Annotated in this window: 22 protein-coding genes; 12 read left to right on the top strand and 10 right to left on the bottom strand. The window is 47.1% G+C overall.

What is annotated here, in order from left to right; translation table 11 throughout:
- Nucleotides 1-7: 7 nt before the first annotated feature.
- The 10 genes from BN8908_RS09085 (at nt 8) to BN8908_RS18500 (ending at nt 7,439) form a co-directional block, all read left to right on the top strand.
- Entirely contained in the window at nt 8-448 is a 441-nt protein-coding gene (locus BN8908_RS09085; RefSeq protein ID WP_068690182.1) for a hypothetical protein, read from the top strand.
- 105 nt (nt 449-553) lie between these two features.
- Nucleotides 554-1,723, top strand: a complete 1,170-nt coding sequence (locus BN8908_RS09080) for an IS4 family transposase (protein WP_068688305.1) — start codon at nt 554-556, stop codon at nt 1,721-1,723.
- A complete protein-coding gene (locus tag BN8908_RS09075; RefSeq protein ID WP_068690180.1) occupies nt 1,724-2,482 on the top strand; it encodes a TraB/GumN family protein in 759 nt (252 codons plus the stop codon).
- Nucleotides 2,483-2,531: 49 nt separating this feature from the next.
- Complete coding sequence (locus BN8908_RS09070; RefSeq protein ID WP_068690179.1) at nt 2,532-3,446, top strand: hypothetical protein; 915 nt, start codon at nt 2,532-2,534, stop codon at nt 3,444-3,446.
- Nucleotides 3,447-3,494: 48 nt separating this feature from the next.
- The gene (locus BN8908_RS09065; RefSeq protein WP_068690177.1) at nt 3,495-3,947 is read left to right on the top strand and encodes a hypothetical protein; all 453 of its coding nucleotides are present in this window, start codon (nt 3,495-3,497) and stop codon (nt 3,945-3,947) included.
- Between the two features lie 115 nt (nt 3,948-4,062).
- On the top strand, nt 4,063-5,043 hold the full coding sequence (locus tag BN8908_RS09060) for an IS30-like element IS4351 family transposase (RefSeq protein WP_005794072.1): 981 nt from the start codon (nt 4,063-4,065) through the stop codon (nt 5,041-5,043).
- Nucleotides 5,044-5,057: 14 nt separating this feature from the next.
- Nucleotides 5,058-5,957 carry a gluzincin family metallopeptidase gene (locus tag BN8908_RS09055; protein ID WP_148453257.1) on the top strand — a complete coding sequence of 300 codons (900 nt, stop codon included), beginning with the start codon at nt 5,058-5,060 and terminating at the stop codon, nt 5,955-5,957.
- 17 nt (nt 5,958-5,974) lie between these two features.
- Entirely contained in the window at nt 5,975-6,667 is a 693-nt protein-coding gene (locus BN8908_RS09050) for a DUF6624 domain-containing protein (protein ID WP_068690174.1), read from the top strand.
- A gap of 8 nt (nt 6,668-6,675) precedes the next feature.
- The gene (locus tag BN8908_RS09045; RefSeq protein ID WP_148453254.1) at nt 6,676-7,311 is read left to right on the top strand and encodes a hypothetical protein; all 636 of its coding nucleotides are present in this window, start codon (nt 6,676-6,678) and stop codon (nt 7,309-7,311) included.
- Entirely contained in the window at nt 7,293-7,439 is a 147-nt protein-coding gene (locus BN8908_RS18500; protein WP_154670136.1) for a hypothetical protein, read from the top strand. Before BN8908_RS09045 ends, BN8908_RS18500 begins: the two co-directional genes overlap by 19 nt.
- A gap of 123 nt (nt 7,440-7,562) precedes the next feature.
- On the opposite strand, the gene BN8908_RS09040 is transcribed toward BN8908_RS18500, so the two are convergent.
- Together BN8908_RS09040 and BN8908_RS09035 are read right to left on the bottom strand one after the other, a co-directional pair.
- Nucleotides 7,563-8,096 carry a glycoside hydrolase family protein gene (locus BN8908_RS09040; protein ID WP_068690170.1) on the bottom strand — a complete coding sequence of 178 codons (534 nt, stop codon included), beginning with the start codon at nt 8,094-8,096 and terminating at the stop codon, nt 7,563-7,565.
- Nucleotides 8,093-10,279, bottom strand: a complete 2,187-nt coding sequence (locus tag BN8908_RS09035) for a type IV secretory system conjugative DNA transfer family protein (RefSeq protein ID WP_005807115.1) — start codon at nt 10,277-10,279, stop codon at nt 8,093-8,095. The genes BN8908_RS09040 and BN8908_RS09035 overlap by 4 nt, the downstream gene beginning before the upstream one ends.
- Before the next feature lie 152 nt (nt 10,280-10,431).
- Here BN8908_RS09035 and BN8908_RS09030 point away from each other — a divergent pair, with 152 nt between their 5' ends.
- Nucleotides 10,432-11,151, top strand: a complete 720-nt coding sequence (locus tag BN8908_RS09030; RefSeq protein ID WP_005816027.1) for a DUF6088 family protein — start codon at nt 10,432-10,434, stop codon at nt 11,149-11,151.
- Nucleotides 11,148-12,140, top strand: a complete 993-nt coding sequence (locus BN8908_RS09025; RefSeq protein ID WP_007216011.1) for a nucleotidyl transferase AbiEii/AbiGii toxin family protein — start codon at nt 11,148-11,150, stop codon at nt 12,138-12,140. The genes BN8908_RS09030 and BN8908_RS09025 overlap by 4 nt, the downstream gene beginning before the upstream one ends.
- A gap of 48 nt (nt 12,141-12,188) precedes the next feature.
- Here the strand turns inward: BN8908_RS09025 and BN8908_RS09020 are convergent, their stop codons facing one another.
- Genes BN8908_RS09020 through traK form a run of 8 tightly spaced genes read right to left on the bottom strand, consistent with a single transcriptional unit; the run spans nt 12,189 to nt 17,578 of the window.
- Complete coding sequence (locus BN8908_RS09020) at nt 12,189-12,860, bottom strand: DUF1566 domain-containing protein (RefSeq protein ID WP_235837428.1); 672 nt, start codon at nt 12,858-12,860, stop codon at nt 12,189-12,191.
- Nucleotides 12,861-12,868: 8 nt separating this feature from the next.
- Complete coding sequence (locus tag BN8908_RS09015) at nt 12,869-13,381, bottom strand: hypothetical protein (protein ID WP_022209712.1); 513 nt, start codon at nt 13,379-13,381, stop codon at nt 12,869-12,871.
- Nucleotides 13,378-14,229 carry a conjugative transposon protein TraN gene (gene traN / locus BN8908_RS09010; RefSeq protein ID WP_068692191.1) on the bottom strand — a complete coding sequence of 284 codons (852 nt, stop codon included), beginning with the start codon at nt 14,227-14,229 and terminating at the stop codon, nt 13,378-13,380. Before traN ends, BN8908_RS09015 begins: the two co-directional genes overlap by 4 nt.
- Before the next feature lie 46 nt (nt 14,230-14,275).
- On the bottom strand, nt 14,276-15,055 hold the full coding sequence (locus BN8908_RS09005) for a DNA-methyltransferase (protein WP_068690168.1): 780 nt from the start codon (nt 15,053-15,055) through the stop codon (nt 14,276-14,278).
- Nucleotides 15,052-15,405, bottom strand: a complete 354-nt coding sequence (locus BN8908_RS09000) for a hypothetical protein (protein WP_068690166.1) — start codon at nt 15,403-15,405, stop codon at nt 15,052-15,054. The genes BN8908_RS09005 and BN8908_RS09000 overlap by 4 nt, the downstream gene beginning before the upstream one ends.
- Nucleotides 15,406-15,419: 14 nt before the next feature.
- Nucleotides 15,420-16,565, bottom strand: a complete 1,146-nt coding sequence (traM, locus tag BN8908_RS08995) for a conjugative transposon protein TraM (RefSeq protein WP_068690163.1) — start codon at nt 16,563-16,565, stop codon at nt 15,420-15,422.
- On the bottom strand, nt 16,562-16,951 hold the full coding sequence (locus BN8908_RS08990; protein WP_068690161.1) for a hypothetical protein: 390 nt from the start codon (nt 16,949-16,951) through the stop codon (nt 16,562-16,564). Before BN8908_RS08990 ends, traM begins: the two co-directional genes overlap by 4 nt.
- Nucleotides 16,952-16,963: 12 nt before the next feature.
- Nucleotides 16,964-17,578 (bottom strand): conjugative transposon protein TraK, encoded by a 615-nt coding sequence (gene traK, locus BN8908_RS08985; protein WP_068690159.1) that lies wholly within the window; start codon nt 17,576-17,578, stop codon nt 16,964-16,966.

Below are 17,578 nucleotides of genomic sequence, written 5' to 3'. Positions count from 1 at the left end.
ACATAATATGAATAGAATTTATCTTTTAATTTTACTTTTGATAGTCTCAAGTAATATTTCCACAGCACAAGATTGTCTTGACACTGAATCTTATTATCAATACATTAAAAATAATGGACAACCCCATTTGGAATATGTACTGGATAAAATACGTTCACATTCAGTCGTTGCAATTGGAGAAGACCATTGGATAGATGCACATCCTCAATTTTTGTGCGAACTGATAACTGCTTCGGCACAGGATTCAACGGCGAATATTGATGCGGTAGCAGTTGAATTTGGCTCTGAAAGATATCAGTATCTCGCAGACAGCCTGATAAAATCCCCAGTTTACAGAGAAGACTTGGTCTTTAAGATATTGCAATATACACCTGATGATTTGGGTAATCCGTATAAAGAATATGCAGATGTTTTTAAATCTGTATCACTAGTGGGCACTTTAAATTAAACATCGTTCTTTGAAATCTTTGATAATCGCATAGTTAAATATCTTTTTGGAGCGTGACGATTTGAATTGAAAAGTTGTTTTAGCTTTGTCCAAAAGCTAAAAACAATGAACCAAGGCAAATATATCTTCGCTCAACTTACAGATTTTCTTCCCCGTCGTGTCTTTGACCGTTTGGTAGAGAAGTATTCCGGGAATAAGAAAATCAGAACATTCACCTGTTGGAATCAGATGCTGTGCATGATTTTCGGACAACTGACCGCCCGAGATAGTATGCGTGAGCTTATGCTCAGCCTTGAGGCACACAAGAGCAAGTACTATCACTTGGGATTCGGTGCAACAGTTAGCCGTACCAATCTGGGGAAAGCAAACCGGAATAGAGATTATCGTATCTACGAAGAATTTGCTTATACCCTGATTGCGGAAGCCCGTAATAGCTACAACAAAAATGACTTCGAGGTGAAAGTTGACGGTAATGTTTATGCCTTTGATTCCTCCACCATAGACCTTTGTCTGAATGTTTTTTGGTGGGCGGAATTTAGGAAACACAAAGGAGGCATCAAACTTCATACCTTGTATGATGTAAAGACTTCCATACCGACAATCGTACTGGTAACCAATGCTAAAGTACATGACGTAAACATGCTGGATGAGTTGAGTTATGAAAAGGGAAGTTTCTATATCATGGATAAAGGATATGTTGACTTCACCCGTTTGCATAAGCTTCACACCTGTGGTGCTTACTTCGTTACACGTGCAAAGGATAATATGAGATTCCGTAGAATGTATTCCCGTGAAGTCGATAAAACAACCGGAATAAAATGTGACCAGATTGGAATACTTGAAACGTATAAATCGCTCAAAGCATATCCGGACAAACTTCGGCGGGTTAAATACTACGATGAAGAACTGGGCAGAGAATTTGTGTTCATCACCAACAACATGGAACTCTCAGCAGAGGAAGTAGCCTTGCTATACAAGAACCGTTGGCAGGTGGAACTATTTTTCAAATGGATAAAGCAACACCTGAAAGTAAAATCTTTTTGGGGAACCACGATGAATGCAGTCAAGACACAAGTCTACTGTGCCATCATAACATACTGTCTGGTTGCCATTGTCGCTTACAAATTGAAAGTTAACCGTCCAATCTACGAAATCCTACAAATTTTGAGTTTTTCTCTACTGGATAAAACGCCTGTAAGAGAGATACTTACCAATTGCGATTACAAAAATGTCAAAGAACTAAATTATAAACAATTGAAAATCAGCTGGGACTAAGTGCCCAGCAGTGAATCTGTATGGGAAAACAATCAAAAGAAACCTGAAAGTCTCCGAACACGTATTCTTTTAGTGGATCCGGCGTATATACAAGATTATTTTGATGGCAAAGACTATGTATATACGGGCTCAAGGGATGATAATATGTTTGATATAATTAGAAACTATATCATTAAACGTTCGCACATAGTATTTTATGCAGGAGCAGCACATACCTTGGCTCGTATAAATGGTACACGTCAAGGGGACTACTACTATAATTGGGCTTCAGCCGGATTTTTACTAAAAAAATGTTATCCTCAAGATGTATTCATAATTAATTTATGGGGTGGCCAAATGGGAAGCAGAGGATATATCGAGAACAGTCAGACCCGGTGGAATCTTATAGCGGACGGTGTAATAGATAAAGCATTTCAGAAAAATGGCAATAAGCCGGTTGGATTTGATTTAAAAGATGATTTCCCTCTACTAAGGACCGAAACATATTTCGCTAATCCTACAATAAGACTGTCAGGTTATGGTGAGAAAGGTTCGCCTTACTCAAAAGAACAAAAATTAAGTGATATATGTGATGGTATTGTATTTATCAAACCTGTTTCAGAATTTAATGGAATACACCTTATCAATATCTATGATGAGGAATTTATTGAGAAGGCAAATAAACGTACTAACGGCTCCTGTAAAACAGCAGAAGACATTTTGAAAACAGTGAAAGAATGGCACCCGATTCTTCAACTGGAATTAACGGAAAAAGAATAAACAATTTTTCTCGAATAAAGCTTGTTTCAAGATAGAATATTTATAAAATATGAAAAACATATTTTCACTTTTGTCGATTCTATTACTTGGTTATAATACTATTTTAGCCCAATCAAATAGCGATGGCTCTTTTGAATTGAAGGAAGAGAACGGCCATTATTATTTTGAAACTCAAATTAACGATAAGGTCCCGGCTAAAATGATGTTGGAATCCGGAATTTTCGTAATGGTGATGGATTCTCTTTATGCATTTGAAAACAAGGGTGCCATCAATCTGGACTATGTCAGAACAGATGGTAATGAAAAAATGAATCTTGGTGGGAAAGCCTATAATATAACCCACAAGGCAAAAGGAAAGGTCCGATTAGGAAACAATATGGAGTACAGTGGTGAGGTTTTCATTCTCTCAGAATATAATACCTACAGCGGAATAGCTATACCGATACAGAATATATTTAATACGGAGGACGGCAGCCGCATTATTAAACTTGATATGGAAAAACTCGAACTTCAGTCGATGAGCAGAAAACAATTCAAATCTGAGGCTGGAGATTATAAAGCTACTGCCATCAACTACGACAGCTATATGGGGATGCCTGCCGTCAAGACACACCTTGACTTTGAGACAGAAGGTAAAAAATATTCTATCCCCGGTAATTATTTGCTTGACTTGGGGAATGCGTCTTTTGTTTTCCTGATGAAGCAAAGTCAGGCTGTACAGGACTTCCTTCATAATAATCCAGACCTTGAGTTAAAGAAGGCATATAACAAGAAAGGAGTGCTTGTTGCAGAAGCAATTACTACAGAAAAGGCCAGTCTGTGTAATCGAGGTTTTGAAAAGCAGGTTATTGCCATAACCACTTCCTTACCTAAATTTACAGTGGAAGGAAGTGTCGGTCTTAAATTCTTTGAAGGATCAGTGTCTGTTTTTGATTTTGACAAAAAAATGTTCTATACAATGTAATTGGATCAGACTAATCCGTTTTTGAGGCATAAAGTGCAGGATAGGCATATGAGTAAAATAATTTTCATTGCAACATTGATGATGATGGTCTGCCATCTTACTATGGCAGAAGAAATCAAAAATTATACGCTTGACATCAGCAAGGTGAATCAGGAAGCCTCCAATCTTCATGTCAAATGTTCTTTTTTGCTGGATTTCCAGGGCAAGGACAGCGTATCCATGAATTTCGGAGGCGGTCAGGAGTTCTCCATAGACAACCTGAATATCAATAGTGGAGAGTTCGAATATGAACTATACCTGGAATCTAAGAGTATCGTGTTCCGAAAAGTGTCTTCGCAGAAAATTTTCGTCAACATGAACTACAGCTATACAAACCTTTCCTCATTCTTCATTTATGGGAAAGGGGATGCGGAATTGTGGGAGACAAGTTTCGGAGAATATTTCTATCCCTTGAGTTCAACTTATAAATGCAACTTTTTGGGTGCGGATAATAAGCAATAAAAACATTTATTTTTCAGAGAGGAAAGAGAGACAATGTCCCCCTTTCTCTCACTCTGAATGGATAAAGTTTGCTATCTTTGCTTTAATTGTCCGTCCAAAGAAAAAAAAGTTGCAGATGAGCAAACATATAACCGAGGAACAAAGGTATGCAATTTCTATGATGTTGCAAATACCGATGAGCAAAAAAGCAATAGCGGAAGCTATCGGAGTAGATAAAAGCACTGTTTACAGGGAGATAAAGCGCAATTGCGACGCCCGAAGTGGTAGCTATAGCATGGAGCTTGCCCAGCGAAAAGCAGACAGGCGCAAGCAGCAAAAACATCGCAAGGAAGTGCTTACACCGGCAATGAGAAAACGGATAATAAAGCTGTTGAAGAAAGGATTCAGCCCGGAGCAGATTGTCGGCAGGAGCCGCTTGGAGGGAATTGCGATGGTATCTCACGAAACGATATATCGCTGGATTTGGGAGGATAAGCGGCGGGGTGGCAAACTGCACAAATATCTTCGCAGACAAGGTCGCAGGTATGCCAAACGTGGTTCTAAAAATGCAGGGCGAGGATTTATCCCAGGCAGGGTGGATATTGATGAGCGTCCCGAGATAGTGGAACTGAAGGAGAGATTTGGTGATTTAGAGATAGATACAATTATTGGTAAGAACCACAAAGGTGCCATTCTTACCATTAACGACAGAGCAACAAGCAGGGTCTGGATACGCAAGTTGTCGGGAAAAGAAGCCATCCCGGTAGCTAAGATTGCAGTATGGGCACTGCGGAAAGTGAAAAACTTAATACACACAATTACGGCTGACAATGGAAAGGAGTTTGCAAAGCACGAGGAAATTGCGCAAAAATTGGAAATAAAATTCTATTTTTGCAAACCATACCACTCATGGGAACGTGGTGCCAATGAAAACACCAACGGGCTTATCAGGCAGTATATCCCAAAGGGTAAGGACTTTAGTGAAGTAACCAACAAACAGATTAAGTGGATTGAAAATAAACTCAATAATCGACCTCGTAAAAGACTTGGATACCTCACGCCAAACGAAAAATTTAAACAAATTATTAATCAGAATTCTGTTGCATTTGCAAGTTGAATTCAGCTCCTTATGTGCCGAATACCTTCATGGATGTAGCCTTGAATGTGGAAACACCAGATTCACTTTCTCTTATCTGCTCATATCCGCTGGATTCGGACGATACTATGAAGTACAGCGGCAAATTCAGCCGTATCCTGTCGCAGTCGTTGACGCTGGCCTTTATACGCGATGAAGCTTATCAACGGACAGATGAATACATCCCGGGCAAGCTGCCTATCTACCAGATCAAGGACATGCAGTGCGGCAAGGAGAGATATGACGAACTGCTTGCACTGACTGAAGCCGCTATCGTATTCTTTGGCAAAGTTTATGGAGAAGACTATATTTCCGCAGAGCGGAATGTGACGGCTCTTCCCGTGTATCTGTTCCATAACGGAGAAGGGTTCAGCAACAGATACAACATAGGTTTCATTTCAGCTTCGCAGGAAAAGTTCTCCACAAAACCCGACATATATCCGCTGATGCACGAAATCGGGCACCGGTGGCTGGGAGAATGGACGCTGCTCATTGATGACGGACAACCTGGTGCCTATTTCATCAAAGAGACACTGAATGAATTCATGACCCTCATGTTTATCAGGTATGTCTGTGGCAACGCATACTACGAAACCCAACTTGACTGGTGCAAGGCGGAATACGAGAAAATCAAAGGAACCCCGCAGGATGAACCTGTCGTCAATGTCGTGACAAACAACAACAATACCGTCATTTACAGAAAAGGTTCTCTGGCGCTGATCCGTATTGCGGAACAGATAGGATACGGTGAACTGATGAGCGTCATATCCAGATTCTATAAGGAGTATGCGGGAAAGTATCCGTTGAAATATACGGACTTCATCGACATGCTCAATGAAAGCCATGCAGGAGTTGGAGATCAACTTGACCAATTGTTAACAGCTAAATCATTGTAATTTCTAATAAAGTTTTTATGAAACAAATATTCTTATCCATTTTGCTTATATTAAGCATATCCCTGAAAGCTCAAAGTGTTCAGGAAATAGATTCCCTGCTGACTGGAGCATATGAGAGAGACCAGAAAGTCCGGACTGAATCCTTGACTCTGATGAATAAGCTGACCAGCACCGGAGCTGATAATGTTCAAGTCTCCATAATAGATTCTCTTATGCTGCTTCAGGAACAAACAAAGGTCATCGACAAGAATAACCAGATTCTTGTTGCTTCAATATTGAAGAAAGGACTGCCGAAAGGTTTGTCAGCACAATCCTATAAGGCTATATGGTTGATAGTAGATCATGCCGGTCTGAAATTCCAGAAAAAGCATCTCCCTGTAATGGAAGAAGCTGTGCGGAAAGAACTGATAAATGCAAGTGATTATGCAGTTTTGACAGATAGAATCAGAATGAGGGAAGGCAAGCCGCAGAAATATGGAACACAATCTTATACCGTCACAGTGGACGGCCGACAGGTTATATATATCTGGCCTGTAGAAGATGCCGAAAATTTAAATGAATTTCGTAATGAAATTGGTACCGGTGATATTGAAACATATATCCAAGTCCTTAAGGCAACGGCTGGATGTGACGTAATTTACGATCCTGAACTTACTGTCCGTCAAATGAAAAAGATGGGACTGCTGAAAAACATGAACACAAGCAAATAGAAAAGCTTATGAACCAGCCACTGTCATATATCGGATTTATTCTATGTCTTGTCCTGACTACAATCTGCTTCATTGCAGCTGTCTATTTATCCTACAGAAAGAGCAGCAGATTACGTGACATGGTGCAGTTCGTCGTTTCTCCCAAAGATGATTTGGTATTGGATTTCAAAATTACCAGTATCATAAAAACCGCCCTTTGGCTTATCTTGATACATGTATCCATTACCGTAGTTTATCATTTTGCGGATCTGATGTTTTATTCAGAAAGTGCAGAAACGAGTATTGGCGTTTCCATACAAACCTTGCCGCTGTGGGTAGTCCTTATACTGCCGCCTGTACTGGAAGAAACAGCCTTCCGTCTGCCTCTCAAACGCAAGAGACTATACATTACATTGTCAAGTGCAGCGGTAATGTTCTTTATATCGGCCATCATATTTTCCTCCAAGGTTTACGATGTTACATGGGAAAGACTTCTTTTTTGTTCGATTATAGCATTGGCCACATGGTTCTGGGGCTATAAATGGGGTTCAAAGGTAAACTTCAAAACCTGGTTATGGATTTTGGTACTTTCCTTTTCCATACTGCATATTATCAATTATGACCTCAGTACAATGGATATAGACGGATGGATTCGGGTAGTCTAAAAGAGGCTGTCAAGATACCGAGTGCATTGATGTTCAGCTATGTGAGAATCAAGCATGGATTCGGAACTTCTGTTGCCCTTCACTTTGCTGTCAATTTATCTGCTTATTTTTTGGGAACGGTGGTGTGAAAATATTGTTGGTGACAAATTGATGTAAAAATAATTTTAACTATTTCAAGAAACTACAGAGTTCATGACTGAAATAAAATGGAGAACCAATCGGCTCAATGTCGAAAGGTTCTCCCTTCTCTTTTACTCTTCAAAAAGCAGCAGATATTCCACCTTCCTTCTCCGCTCGATGCTCGGAACTACCTTGCCTTTATAGCAGCGGAAGGAAATGTACTCCTTGTAAATGTCCCTGTTCCCGGCTTCCAGTTTTTGTATCAGCTTGCTTTTGGGAAAGTCTTTGCTGCCTAAAAGCCGGTACGGGCCTACCTGGTAGGCAAGACACGAGAGCAACGTAGAATCACGCCCGAATCTGCTGAACAGACGGCAAAGTTTCATCATGTCCGCTCGCAGGATAGAGTCTCCCTGAGCTTTTGTGATGTCGTTGGTAAAGCTCTCTCCGGGAAGAACCTTATGACCCCATCCCACATAGGGCCAGTGTTTTTTCTCACCATGCCAGCCCTCATAGTATTTCGTACATCTGATTGCCCTCTCCACCGGGGGCAGTTTGTATATGGACAGTCGGGCAGTTCCCGTTTCTGTTCCATGCCTTTCCTGCCCATAGACTGTTGTCACTGCAGATACCAGCAGTATGATGACAAACATCCTTACGTGCTTCATTTCGCACCCCGTTTGTTCAACACATCCTTGATCATCTCCTTCACGTCCTGACCCACCTGCACGAAGTTCTTGTACAGGATGCGTTCCCGTTCCTCCCTCGATTTGAAAGTGTAGAATCTCGGCAGCGGCACATATGCGGCTTCCTCTTTCTTTATCTCTCCCATATCGAAGTCCGTCTTGCAGAAGAACTTTGTGGTCTTGAACTCTTCCGACTCCTGAATGTTCATCGAGCCGCCTACGCCGGTCTTGGTTTTCACGAAGTCCCTCGCTGTCTGCCCGCATATCCATCCCGTTGCCATATCGGAAATCTTTGATGCCGGCACCAGACTGTCCATGTTCTCGTTCAGGTTAATGCTGGTCTTGTCACGGTCAATGGTCACGCCCTTCTTCACTTGCACGACCTTACCGAAAATGTCATTCGATAGCCATTCCAGTGTCTCTTTCGAGCGGGCCGAACCGCTGACCACGTTACCCACGGTCGTGATGATCTTCTGCATACCTACCTTGCCGTAGTCGGCCTCCAGCTGCGGCAGCTCCTGGAATCCCAGGGTCACGCTCACCTTGTTGCTTCGGGCTGTTCCTATCAGTCGGTCTATCTTGTGGAAATACAGCGTCGGCAGCTCGTCCACGATGATGCTCACCGGGATGTTCTTCCCTTGGCCCGTATTTACTCGGGTGACAAGGCGGTTCAGGATAAGGGCGTTCAGCGCACCGATAATGCTCTCCATCTCCGGGTCGTTGGCGATGAGCAGGTAGCTCGGATTCTTTGGATCGCTCACCTTCAGGTCAAAGTCATCACCGTCACGGTGGAATATCCAGTACGATTCCTTGGTCGCCAGACGGGACGTATAGACACGCAGCGTACCGATCATACCTTCCAACTGCTCCATGGCCTTGTTCCTGAAGGCAGTCTGGAACGGCCCGAGCAGCGGTGCCACCTCGTTGTCAGTCTCCAGTACCTCAAAGATGGTCTGATAACTTTCGTTCAGGAACGATAATATGTGCGGCATGTCCGAATACTTTCCCAGCCAGTAGGCCGGCTCCACGATGTTGCCGCCCTCTTTGTCACGCACGACTCCGGTCGGCTTCCAGAATTTGGTTTCCGGGTCCTGACGTTTCTCCGCGTACAGCATGTTTCCGTCCTTGTCATACGGTTCCCGTTCGTAATTGACAAAGAAATAGATGCAGGCAGCAAGGAAGTTCACAGCGGATGTCTGGAAAAACTGGTCGCTTCCGCCGCCACCTTCCTTCTTGCCCTTCTGCAATGACTCGAGCAGGGTTTCCGCCGTCTCACTGGCTGCCGCCAGGTTGTTGATGTATTTTGCCTGAATAGGATTGACACGACGGCTGTATTCCACGTCCACGAAGTTGATCATGTTGAACTTGCACCCCTTGGGAACTCTTCCAAGCTTCTCGTTCAGCTTGTAATGGTAGTAAAGTTTCGTGGCGAGTGTCGGGAATTTGTAGTCATATACAACCATCGCAAATCCCTTTGCACTGTGCTGACGGATGAACGGTTCAATGATACTGAATGTTTTACCCGAGCCGGGAGTTCCCACGACCCACGTCCCGCGGAAAGGGTTGCTGATGCTGACCCATCCCTTGCGGAACTTCCCCTTGTAATAGTAGCGCATGGGGATGTTTACGCTGTATTTGTTTTCCTGAATCTCTTCGCTCTGCTCGAAACTCTCGTTCTCGAAGTTGAAGCGGTCCTTCATCAAGCCCTCCTTGATGAACTTGGAGATATTGTCCAGGGCTATATGTACCAGTATCACTCCCACGAGCGAAGCCGCCATGTATAGGATACGGTTCAGCGGCAGCGTATAGAGCCGCATTTCCATCGGATGTCCGAACAGCCACACAGACAGGACAAGCAGAAGCAGTCCGCCAGTCAGGGGAAAAATCACCTGCTTGCGGGCGTTGAACTCCAGATGCTTCTTGTTCCTCGTACCGATACAGGTGATGCAGATCAGCAGTATCGTGGCTATCTTGCTGTACACGAGATGGCCGTCCTGATAGATCGTCCATCGCTTGATACGTCCGTGGATGTCAGTCAGTATGCCGCCCCACTGGTCGAATACTGCCGGGTCAATGGCATACTCGAAGAACTCCAGCAGAACCGACACATAGACGACTGCACGGAATATCTTGTAGAATCCTTGTAACTCTTTGCTTTCTTCCATTTTTTTATAGCTTTTTTATTGAGTTGTGGTTCTGATCGCCTCGGATATTGTTGGACTTGATTATTTTGATTCAGACGAAAATAAATGTCATGTTTTTGCAGTAAAAAACAAGACTTTTCTTATATTTGCATCCGGAACAAAACGATTCGATTATGGTGATTACTAAACAGGTACAGGAAATACTGGACGCCACGCCTCCGGGCAAGGTGCTTACCATTGCTGATTTCAATGTGCTGCCGGAGTACCAGCCTGCGTTGGTCAAGGCACTCAGCCGTCTGGTGGCAGAAGGCTCTATATGCAAGATTGCCAAAGGACGGTACTACAAGCCTAAACAGACGGTGTTCGGCACATTGAAGCCTCCGGTGGCAGAGGTGGTCAAGGACCTTCTGGAACGTAACGGCAAGCCAATCGGCTATATGACCGGTACGGCAGCATTTGCGCAGTTGGGGTTGACGACACAGATCACATCGGCCATTACGATAGGCACGAACAAATACCGCCGGCCTATGAAACGGGGCGAATACAGCGTGTCCTTCCTTGTACAGCCTAATGCAATCACACGGGAGAACATTCCTCTGCTGCTGATCCTTGACGCGCTCAAATTGCTCCGTGAGATTCCGGCAACATCACCTGACGATTGTGTGCGGGGCGTTGCTCGGCTGATAGCCGCTCTGTCCGAAGGCGATCTGGAGAAACTGGCGGACCTGGCCGAAAATTACCAGCCGTATGTCCGGGCATTGCTGGGTGCCATTCTGGACAGTCTTGGAGCTGACACCCGACAATTGCGTGCGACACTCAATGGGGTCACGACCTACAAACTTCCTGTCACCGCACAGGCTTTACCCACCAAATTAAAATGGAACATCGTATGAGACTACACGAGAATCAGCAACTGTTTGCCGATGCCATAGAAGCGGCTGCACGTCCGGTACAGGACGGCGGACTCGGCATCAAGAGTATCTTTATCGAGAAAGACTATTGGATCTGTCGTTCGCTGTCGCTTATGGCTGCCGGAGACAAGGATAATCGTGCCATTTTCAAGGGCGGAACTTCCCTGACCAAGGCCTACGGCATCGGGGCACGTTTCTCCGAGGACATTGACGTGGCCATCGCCGAAGCATGGACACTGAGCGGAAACCAGCTAAAGAACCTCATACGCCGTACATCGAAGAATATGACAGCCGGACTGGAGGAACTGGTCATCCCCGGCATGACAAGCAAGGGATCGCATTACCACAAGGCATTTTACACCTATCCACGGGCCATAGATACGGAACAGGTCGGAGCAATCCGGGCTGGGCAACTCCTGGTAGAAATCAACAGTTTTGCCAATCCATATCCTTTCGAGCGGCGTTCTCTCTGCAGTTTCCTGACAGAGTTCCTGCAGGCTACCGGCAACAACCGTATGATAGAGGAATACGGGATGCAGCCGTTCGAGGTCAATGTGCTTGACCGTCGCCGCACGCTGACCGAGAAATTGGTGTCACTCATCCGATGCTCGCTGGCCAATCTGTATATGCCGCAGTTGACGGCCAAAATCCGTCATTTCTACGATCTGCATCATCTGCTGAAAGATGAAGAGTGCCTCACGTATCTTCATAGCGATGCTTTCCCCGAAGATTTCAGGTCACTGCTCGAACACGACCGGCAGAGCTTTGACAAGCCCGAAGGCTGGCGTGACCGGCGACTGGAGGAGTCCCCGTTGATGACAGATCTGCCGCAGGTTTGGGGCAACTTGCAGACAGTTTACATGGGTGAACTCCCGGATTTGGCATATCGTGCCATTCCGGCCCCCTCGGATGTCGAGGAAAGCATACGTCGCTTGATGGCATTACTGCGTGAATTCGGCTCTGGTTTGTAATCGTATGTTGTCCAACAATGTCAAAGAACGCAATCGTATATCTCTGGTTTACCGGTTGATGGTTATAATCGGGCGTACCTTGTGCGCCTGTGTCTTGGGTGTTTCCTGTATGGCTCCGCTGCCCATCGAGTAAAGCCAGGCTTTTGCCGTTTCCTGTTCGGCCACTTCTGTGGATGTCCAGTACCAGCAGTCGCCGTCGGTCAGGGGCAACGGATCGCCCCCGCACTGTTCGATGACAGGATTTACCGTTTCCCGGATAGTATATAGCAGACGCATCTGTGCCACCGACGGAACGTATGCGCTCTGCCCGTAACACCAGAGGTCAAAGACCGCTTCCGCCATCGGCGAAGTCGTTTCCTTCGTTTCATATAGAGCGAATGTATTGGCATTGCCGTCATGTGCCGCGAGGTCCGCAGACGTGCCTTGGGCAATACCGAGGCTGTCGGCAAATGCCTGCGGGGTGATGTTCCACAGGTAAACCGCGTAGCCGTTTCCTTCCGCACCCTCATGCTGTCGGGTGTCGAACACGACGGCCACAGCCTTTTTCCCGGATTGCTGGTATTCCGTGTAGGACAAGGCCGTTCCGTCCTCGCACAGGACATGTCCCGGGCGGACAGCCGTGTCCGGTACGTCTATATGCGCGTCACAGCCTGTCAGGGCGACTGTTGCGACAAGTACCGGTACGAACCGGCTTACTTTTCTGAAAATGTTCTGTTTCATCTTTTCCTTTATTTTATCGGTAGTTTTACACCAAGGGCTACACCTACCCGAAGCAGATCCGCACCCTTTATCATCAAATCACTCTTCGCCTGCCAGTACAGCGTCCATCCGGACCGCAGCACGTAATTGTGCTCGTAACCGAAATGCAGGCCGCCCAGGAACTTCTTCGTGTCGCTTCCTGCCGAAGCTCCTATACGCAGGTTGCCGTAATGATTGCGGCCCCGTATCACGCAAGGCTTGTATGCCACGCCAAAGCCATAGGTGCGGTAGTTGCGCCAGAAGGATTCCGGACAGATATGGCCGCACGAGCCGCATTCGGCCCACTGCAGGTAGCCGTTGGCAAAGAACTCCCACGCGTGCCGGTAGTTCATTTCATGTTCGTATGAAAACGTCACGTCCATACCGTTCCTGTAAAGCAGCCCGACCCCCAGTGAAAGACGGCCGCTGTTGCGTTGCGCGTTCGCGCTGAAGGCAAGGCACATGCAGGCAAACATCAGAATCAGAGTCTTTCTCATAATCATTCCTCCTCCAGCAGGTCAGCGTTAAACGAATCGGCAGACAACACATCCTCATAATCGATGTTCAGGCTGATATTGCGGCCGCTGATTTGCTTTTCCGTCATTTCGACAGTCAGCACCTTGTCGTTCGGGAAAGTCATCTTCTTGATGACAAGCACATTCCTGTAGCCATGTCGGAATGTCTTCCCCGGCTCCAGTATCATCGCCGGAGTAAGCTCGATAGTCTGGGCGTTGGTGGCCTTGGCGAGTTTCTTGTCAACGAGCTTTACCCTGATCTCATCGATGTCGAAACGGATGTTCGTCTTGTTCTCTATGGAAAAGTCTATGAAGAAGTAGTCCCCGACAGAGTATATGTTGTTCAGGCGCATCACCATACGGTGTGCCTTGGTGGCCACATTCCTGATTCTCGCCGGAGAGTTCCAGATCCGTCTGGCAAAGCGCGTCATCTCGGCGGTTGACATCGATACTGCCGGGTTGTTGTAGGCGTTGCGCTCGTGAGGGAGTATCTCCTTGTCCGTTACGGCTTCCTTAAGCCGTGTGGTGTAAACCAGCGCGTATTGCGTGCGGTAGCGTTCCGTGATGACGGTCACGATGGCAACCACCTCGCCGTCCTCGTGTCCGGCTTCCTTGGGTTTCAGCCGTACAATGTTGTCCAAAGGCTGGTCGCCAACCACCTTGTCGGTGGAAATGTCCACCATGCGTACCGGCTCCGATGCCGTGATGACGGTCGTCACCTGTTCGTTGACCGTCAGTTGTTCCATTTCCTCGTAGGTCGTCTGCGCCTGTGCATTCCGCGTTCCCAGCAGTCCGGCTGTCAGAAGAAATACCGTTCCGATTTTCTTGAGATTCATATTCATGTCGTTGATTGTTTATATTCCATTTGTTTTTCTTTTACCCTTATGTCATCGTATGTATTCGCTCCAGTTCTTCCCGGATACGGAGTTCGGCGATGTCGCAGTACTCCTTCACGGTCTCGAATCCGATATAGTGCCGTCCCGAACGGATTGCGGCAATGGCAGTCGTTCCGGACCCGATGCAGTTGTCCAGCACGGTGTCCCCCTCGTCGGTGTAGGTGCGTATCAGGTACTCGACCAGTGCCACAGGCTTCTGGGTCGGATGATAGAATGCCCCTGTCTTGTGTTCTTTCGGGATGAAAATGACCGATGTCGGATATTTGTTGTCCGCCATGCGTACCGGTACCAGCTTCATCTCCCCGTAGCACCGGTTCGTGAAACTGTCTTCCGTCATGCTGCGTCCATGGTTTCTCCTTTCGGGAGAGCACGGTGTCATCTGCGGATGATACACGGGCTGCTTCATGTAGAACACCAGAATGTCCTCATGCTGGCGCAGCGGCATCCGGTTGGCATTGAGATGGCCCGTAACACGGTCCTTCTGCCACACGAGGTTATAGCGCCAGATTCCCGGTTGGGAAAGCATGAGATGCGCGGAGAAGATTCCCTGGGCGAACAGGATGATCGGACTGTCCGGCTTGATAATCCTACGGTACTGCTCCCACAGCGGGCCGAGGGGTATCTGCCTGTCCCAACATGCTGACCGGTTGCCGCGGTTCAATACACCGTAAGGCAGGTCTGCGATGATGGCATCGACACTTCCCTCCGGCATACGGCTCATGCCTTCCAGACAGTCCATGTTGTATATCTTGTCCGTCTCTATCATATCGCGTTGTTTTTCGGCCCTCCAATCTGCAGGGCACTCGCCCAAGTACAACGTCCTTTCCGGTTTTCCCGGACCTCACACTCCCAGAAGGTATTCATCTCCGCGTGCTTGAAATTGACCGCCCCGTCTCCCCGCCCGTAAAAGCCGGTGTATTTCTGGAAGGCGAACAAGGCGATTTTCCGCCCGTCCTTAGCCAGAAAGTTGCATATCAGGGCGAAGCGTCCACCTTTCTGCCACCATTGGGTACTCATGAGTTGCCCGACGAATGTTTCGGCCTTGTCGGGAGCGAGGAAGTCATCGTAGTAAAAGCCGTCCGTTCCCTCATGTAGTTTTGAAATATCTGTTTCCATTGTCTCGAACCTTTTTATTTCCTTTTTTTCTGACCATTGACCAGATAGACGAAAGTCCCGTATTTCAGCTTGACCTTGTTTTTCTTGATGGCCTTGCCGATGGCGTTGCTCGTCTTCTGGTAAGCGTTGTTCACCGCCTGCATTCCCCATTGGGCGAGGCTGTTCCCGGTAGTTCCGGTACTCATGCTCATGTTGCCCGATATGGCACTGCTGGCCACATCCTTGCTCGTTTCCCGGAACTGGCTGTTCGGGACATACAGTCCCTCCATACCGTCCGTGTCATAAAGCGCAAGACTGACCTTCACAAGCTCGTCGTCCACAAGGATGCTGTTGATGTTTCCCTTGACACGTCCGGACGAGAACCCGCTTACCGTGGCGTACAGGTACGTGCCCCGTTTCACCACGCACTCGTCTATTTCCACGTCATCCAGCAGGCGTAGCCTGATTCGCGAGCCGTCCACAGCTTTGATGTCCTCGTCTATGATGGCCTGGATCAGCTTAGGTTCACGGGCATCCTTCGCCAGAGTGTTGAAATAGTCCGAGGTGGTCTTCACCTTGCGGACTACCGCGCTGGGCGGTTCGTCTGCCGACGGTGCTTTCACCGGACGTTTCTCCTCGTCGATGGTGCCGGCTTCCGGTACATTCTGCGGCGGAACGATGTCCGTGGTATCCGTCTCTTCTGTAGTCATCACCATGTTCTGTCCTTTCAGCCGTGCTTCGGCAAGGGCCTTTTCCAACTCCGCGAGTGCTTCCTGTTCACGCTCTTTGGCGGCGGCAATTTCCGCTGCCGCTGCTTTTTCCTGCTGTTGCTCATCGAGCAGGGCGATGTCATCCTGCGTGTATTGTGATTCATATTCTTCCTTGTTTTCATCAGGTTCGTCTCTTTCTATGTTACCGACCGCCGAGTAGTCCTGTATCTTGCCCCACGATTTCTCCATGTTCTCGTATTTGCTGCCAATGCCGTCATCCTTGATCTGCGCTTCCGGCAGTTCCGGATTCAGGAATTCCGTTGTCTGCAGCGTCTTGTCCGGTATATCCGCCGTTTCGGTATGAAACAGGTCGAATATGAAGTAGGACGCACCGAGCAGAGGGATATAAAGAATGGCAGGGAGCATGTACTTCGGCTGTCTGAAATTGATTTTCTCAAATATCTTTTTCATGGCAAGTCTGTTTTGCTACGGTTTGTATTTCCTGTCCCGGTTTCCCCCAGTTCCTCTTCCTGCAACATCCTGTGCCGCTCCCTCAATACCGAATCCTGCATCTCTGTCGCTGTCCTCTCCGTCGGCTGATGACGATATACCACCGTTATACGGTAGATGTTCCATGCCAGCCCGCCCAGCACGAAAGCGAACACGATGACCAGAAAAAGAGTACGGTGCACGTTGGCAAAGCCCTGCACCTTGGCTGCCGCCTTGTCTATACGGGTCGCCTTGGCAAACTTGCGTCCGGCTTCCACATCACGCTCATAGCGTTCCTTGTACTTCGGATCATTCCTGTCAGGCATCTTTTCGCCCAGCAGCATCCGTCTGAATCCCTTGATGTTCATATCCTTGATTGTTTAATAGTTGCTCTTGCTTTTCTGTTCTATATCCTTGTTAAGGAGAGTGCGCCAGTTCACTATCAGCAGACCGTGAGGGTTGTTCTCCGTTCTCGGTACACGCCTGAGCTGACCCGCAGTCACCAGCTCACGCATCAGGATGTTGCTTCTGCGCTCGATTCGCTGGCGGCCGTAGTAGGTGAACTCCATGGTGCTCTTGTCAAAGCGGATGCTGTCACAATAAATCGAAAACACGGCACTCGTGCCGAGGATGTTAGAGTAAAAACCTTTCTCCTTAAGAGTGTTATATTGCGCCAGACCTGTTTCGTCCACCAGGTACATCGCCTTTTCCATCGTGTATTTGATGTATTTGTCATCAGGCGGCAAGGTGAAGAAATAGTGGTGGAACATCTCCACATGGCTTTTGGCTTCCACGTCAAGCGTTTCATCCATCGTGGTACGGTTGACAAGAATGGGCACGTTGCCGTCCAGCACGTACACCTTTTTCTGTGCATCCGACACCATTGTCCTGGCTGTCCAGATGCTCGATACGCTGATGATGACACATCCCACGAGAAAGGCCGTGCAGATAATGCCCACCAGCCGTATCTTGTTTTCCAGATGCTTGATAATCAT

Source organism: Culturomica massiliensis, assembly GCF_900091655.1.
In the GTDB taxonomy this organism is placed as follows: domain Bacteria; phylum Bacteroidota; class Bacteroidia; order Bacteroidales; family Marinifilaceae; genus Culturomica; species Culturomica massiliensis.
Note: the sequence above shows the minus strand (reverse complement) of the source record. Positions and strands in the feature narration are given on the sequence as shown.

What these genes read in the sequence shown, in the direction of transcription:
- BN8908_RS09085 (WP_068690182.1), top strand. Translation starts at nt 8, where the DNA reads ATGAATAGAATTTATCTTTTAATTTTACTTTTGATAGTCTCAAGTAAT.
- BN8908_RS09080 (WP_068688305.1), top strand. Translation starts at nt 554, where the DNA reads ATGAACCAAGGCAAATATATCTTCGCTCAACTTACAGATTTTCTTCCC.
- BN8908_RS09070 (WP_068690179.1), top strand. Translation starts at nt 2,532, where the DNA reads ATGAAAAACATATTTTCACTTTTGTCGATTCTATTACTTGGTTATAAT.
- BN8908_RS09065 (WP_068690177.1), top strand. Translation starts at nt 3,495, where the DNA reads ATGAGTAAAATAATTTTCATTGCAACATTGATGATGATGGTCTGCCAT.
- BN8908_RS09060 (WP_005794072.1), top strand. Translation starts at nt 4,063, where the DNA reads ATGAGCAAACATATAACCGAGGAACAAAGGTATGCAATTTCTATGATG.
- BN8908_RS09050 (WP_068690174.1), top strand. Translation starts at nt 5,975, where the DNA reads ATGAAACAAATATTCTTATCCATTTTGCTTATATTAAGCATATCCCTG.
- BN8908_RS09045 (WP_148453254.1), top strand. Translation starts at nt 6,676, where the DNA reads ATGAACCAGCCACTGTCATATATCGGATTTATTCTATGTCTTGTCCTG.
- BN8908_RS18500 (WP_154670136.1), top strand. Translation starts at nt 7,293, where the DNA reads ATGGATTCGGGTAGTCTAAAAGAGGCTGTCAAGATACCGAGTGCATTG.
- BN8908_RS09040 (WP_068690170.1), bottom strand. Translation starts at nt 8,096, where the DNA reads ATGAAGCACGTAAGGATGTTTGTCATCATACTGCTGGTATCTGCAGTG.
- BN8908_RS09035 (WP_005807115.1), bottom strand. Translation starts at nt 10,279, where the DNA reads ATGGAAGAAAGCAAAGAGTTACAAGGATTCTACAAGATATTCCGTGCA.
- BN8908_RS09030 (WP_005816027.1), top strand. Translation starts at nt 10,432, where the DNA reads ATGGTGATTACTAAACAGGTACAGGAAATACTGGACGCCACGCCTCCG.
- BN8908_RS09025 (WP_007216011.1), top strand. Translation starts at nt 11,148, where the DNA reads ATGAGACTACACGAGAATCAGCAACTGTTTGCCGATGCCATAGAAGCG.
- BN8908_RS09020 (WP_235837428.1), bottom strand. Translation starts at nt 12,860, where the DNA reads ATGAAACAGAACATTTTCAGAAAAGTAAGCCGGTTCGTACCGGTACTT.
- BN8908_RS09015 (WP_022209712.1), bottom strand. Translation starts at nt 13,381, where the DNA reads ATGATTATGAGAAAGACTCTGATTCTGATGTTTGCCTGCATGTGCCTT.
- traN (WP_068692191.1), bottom strand. Translation starts at nt 14,229, where the DNA reads ATGAATCTCAAGAAAATCGGAACGGTATTTCTTCTGACAGCCGGACTG.
- BN8908_RS09005 (WP_068690168.1), bottom strand. Translation starts at nt 15,055, where the DNA reads ATGATAGAGACGGACAAGATATACAACATGGACTGTCTGGAAGGCATG.
- BN8908_RS09000 (WP_068690166.1), bottom strand. Translation starts at nt 15,405, where the DNA reads ATGGAAACAGATATTTCAAAACTACATGAGGGAACGGACGGCTTTTAC.
- traM (WP_068690163.1), bottom strand. Translation starts at nt 16,565, where the DNA reads ATGAAAAAGATATTTGAGAAAATCAATTTCAGACAGCCGAAGTACATG.
- BN8908_RS08990 (WP_068690161.1), bottom strand. Translation starts at nt 16,951, where the DNA reads ATGAACATCAAGGGATTCAGACGGATGCTGCTGGGCGAAAAGATGCCT.
- traK (WP_068690159.1), bottom strand. Translation starts at nt 17,578, where the DNA reads ATGATTATCAAGCATCTGGAAAACAAGATACGGCTGGTGGGCATTATC.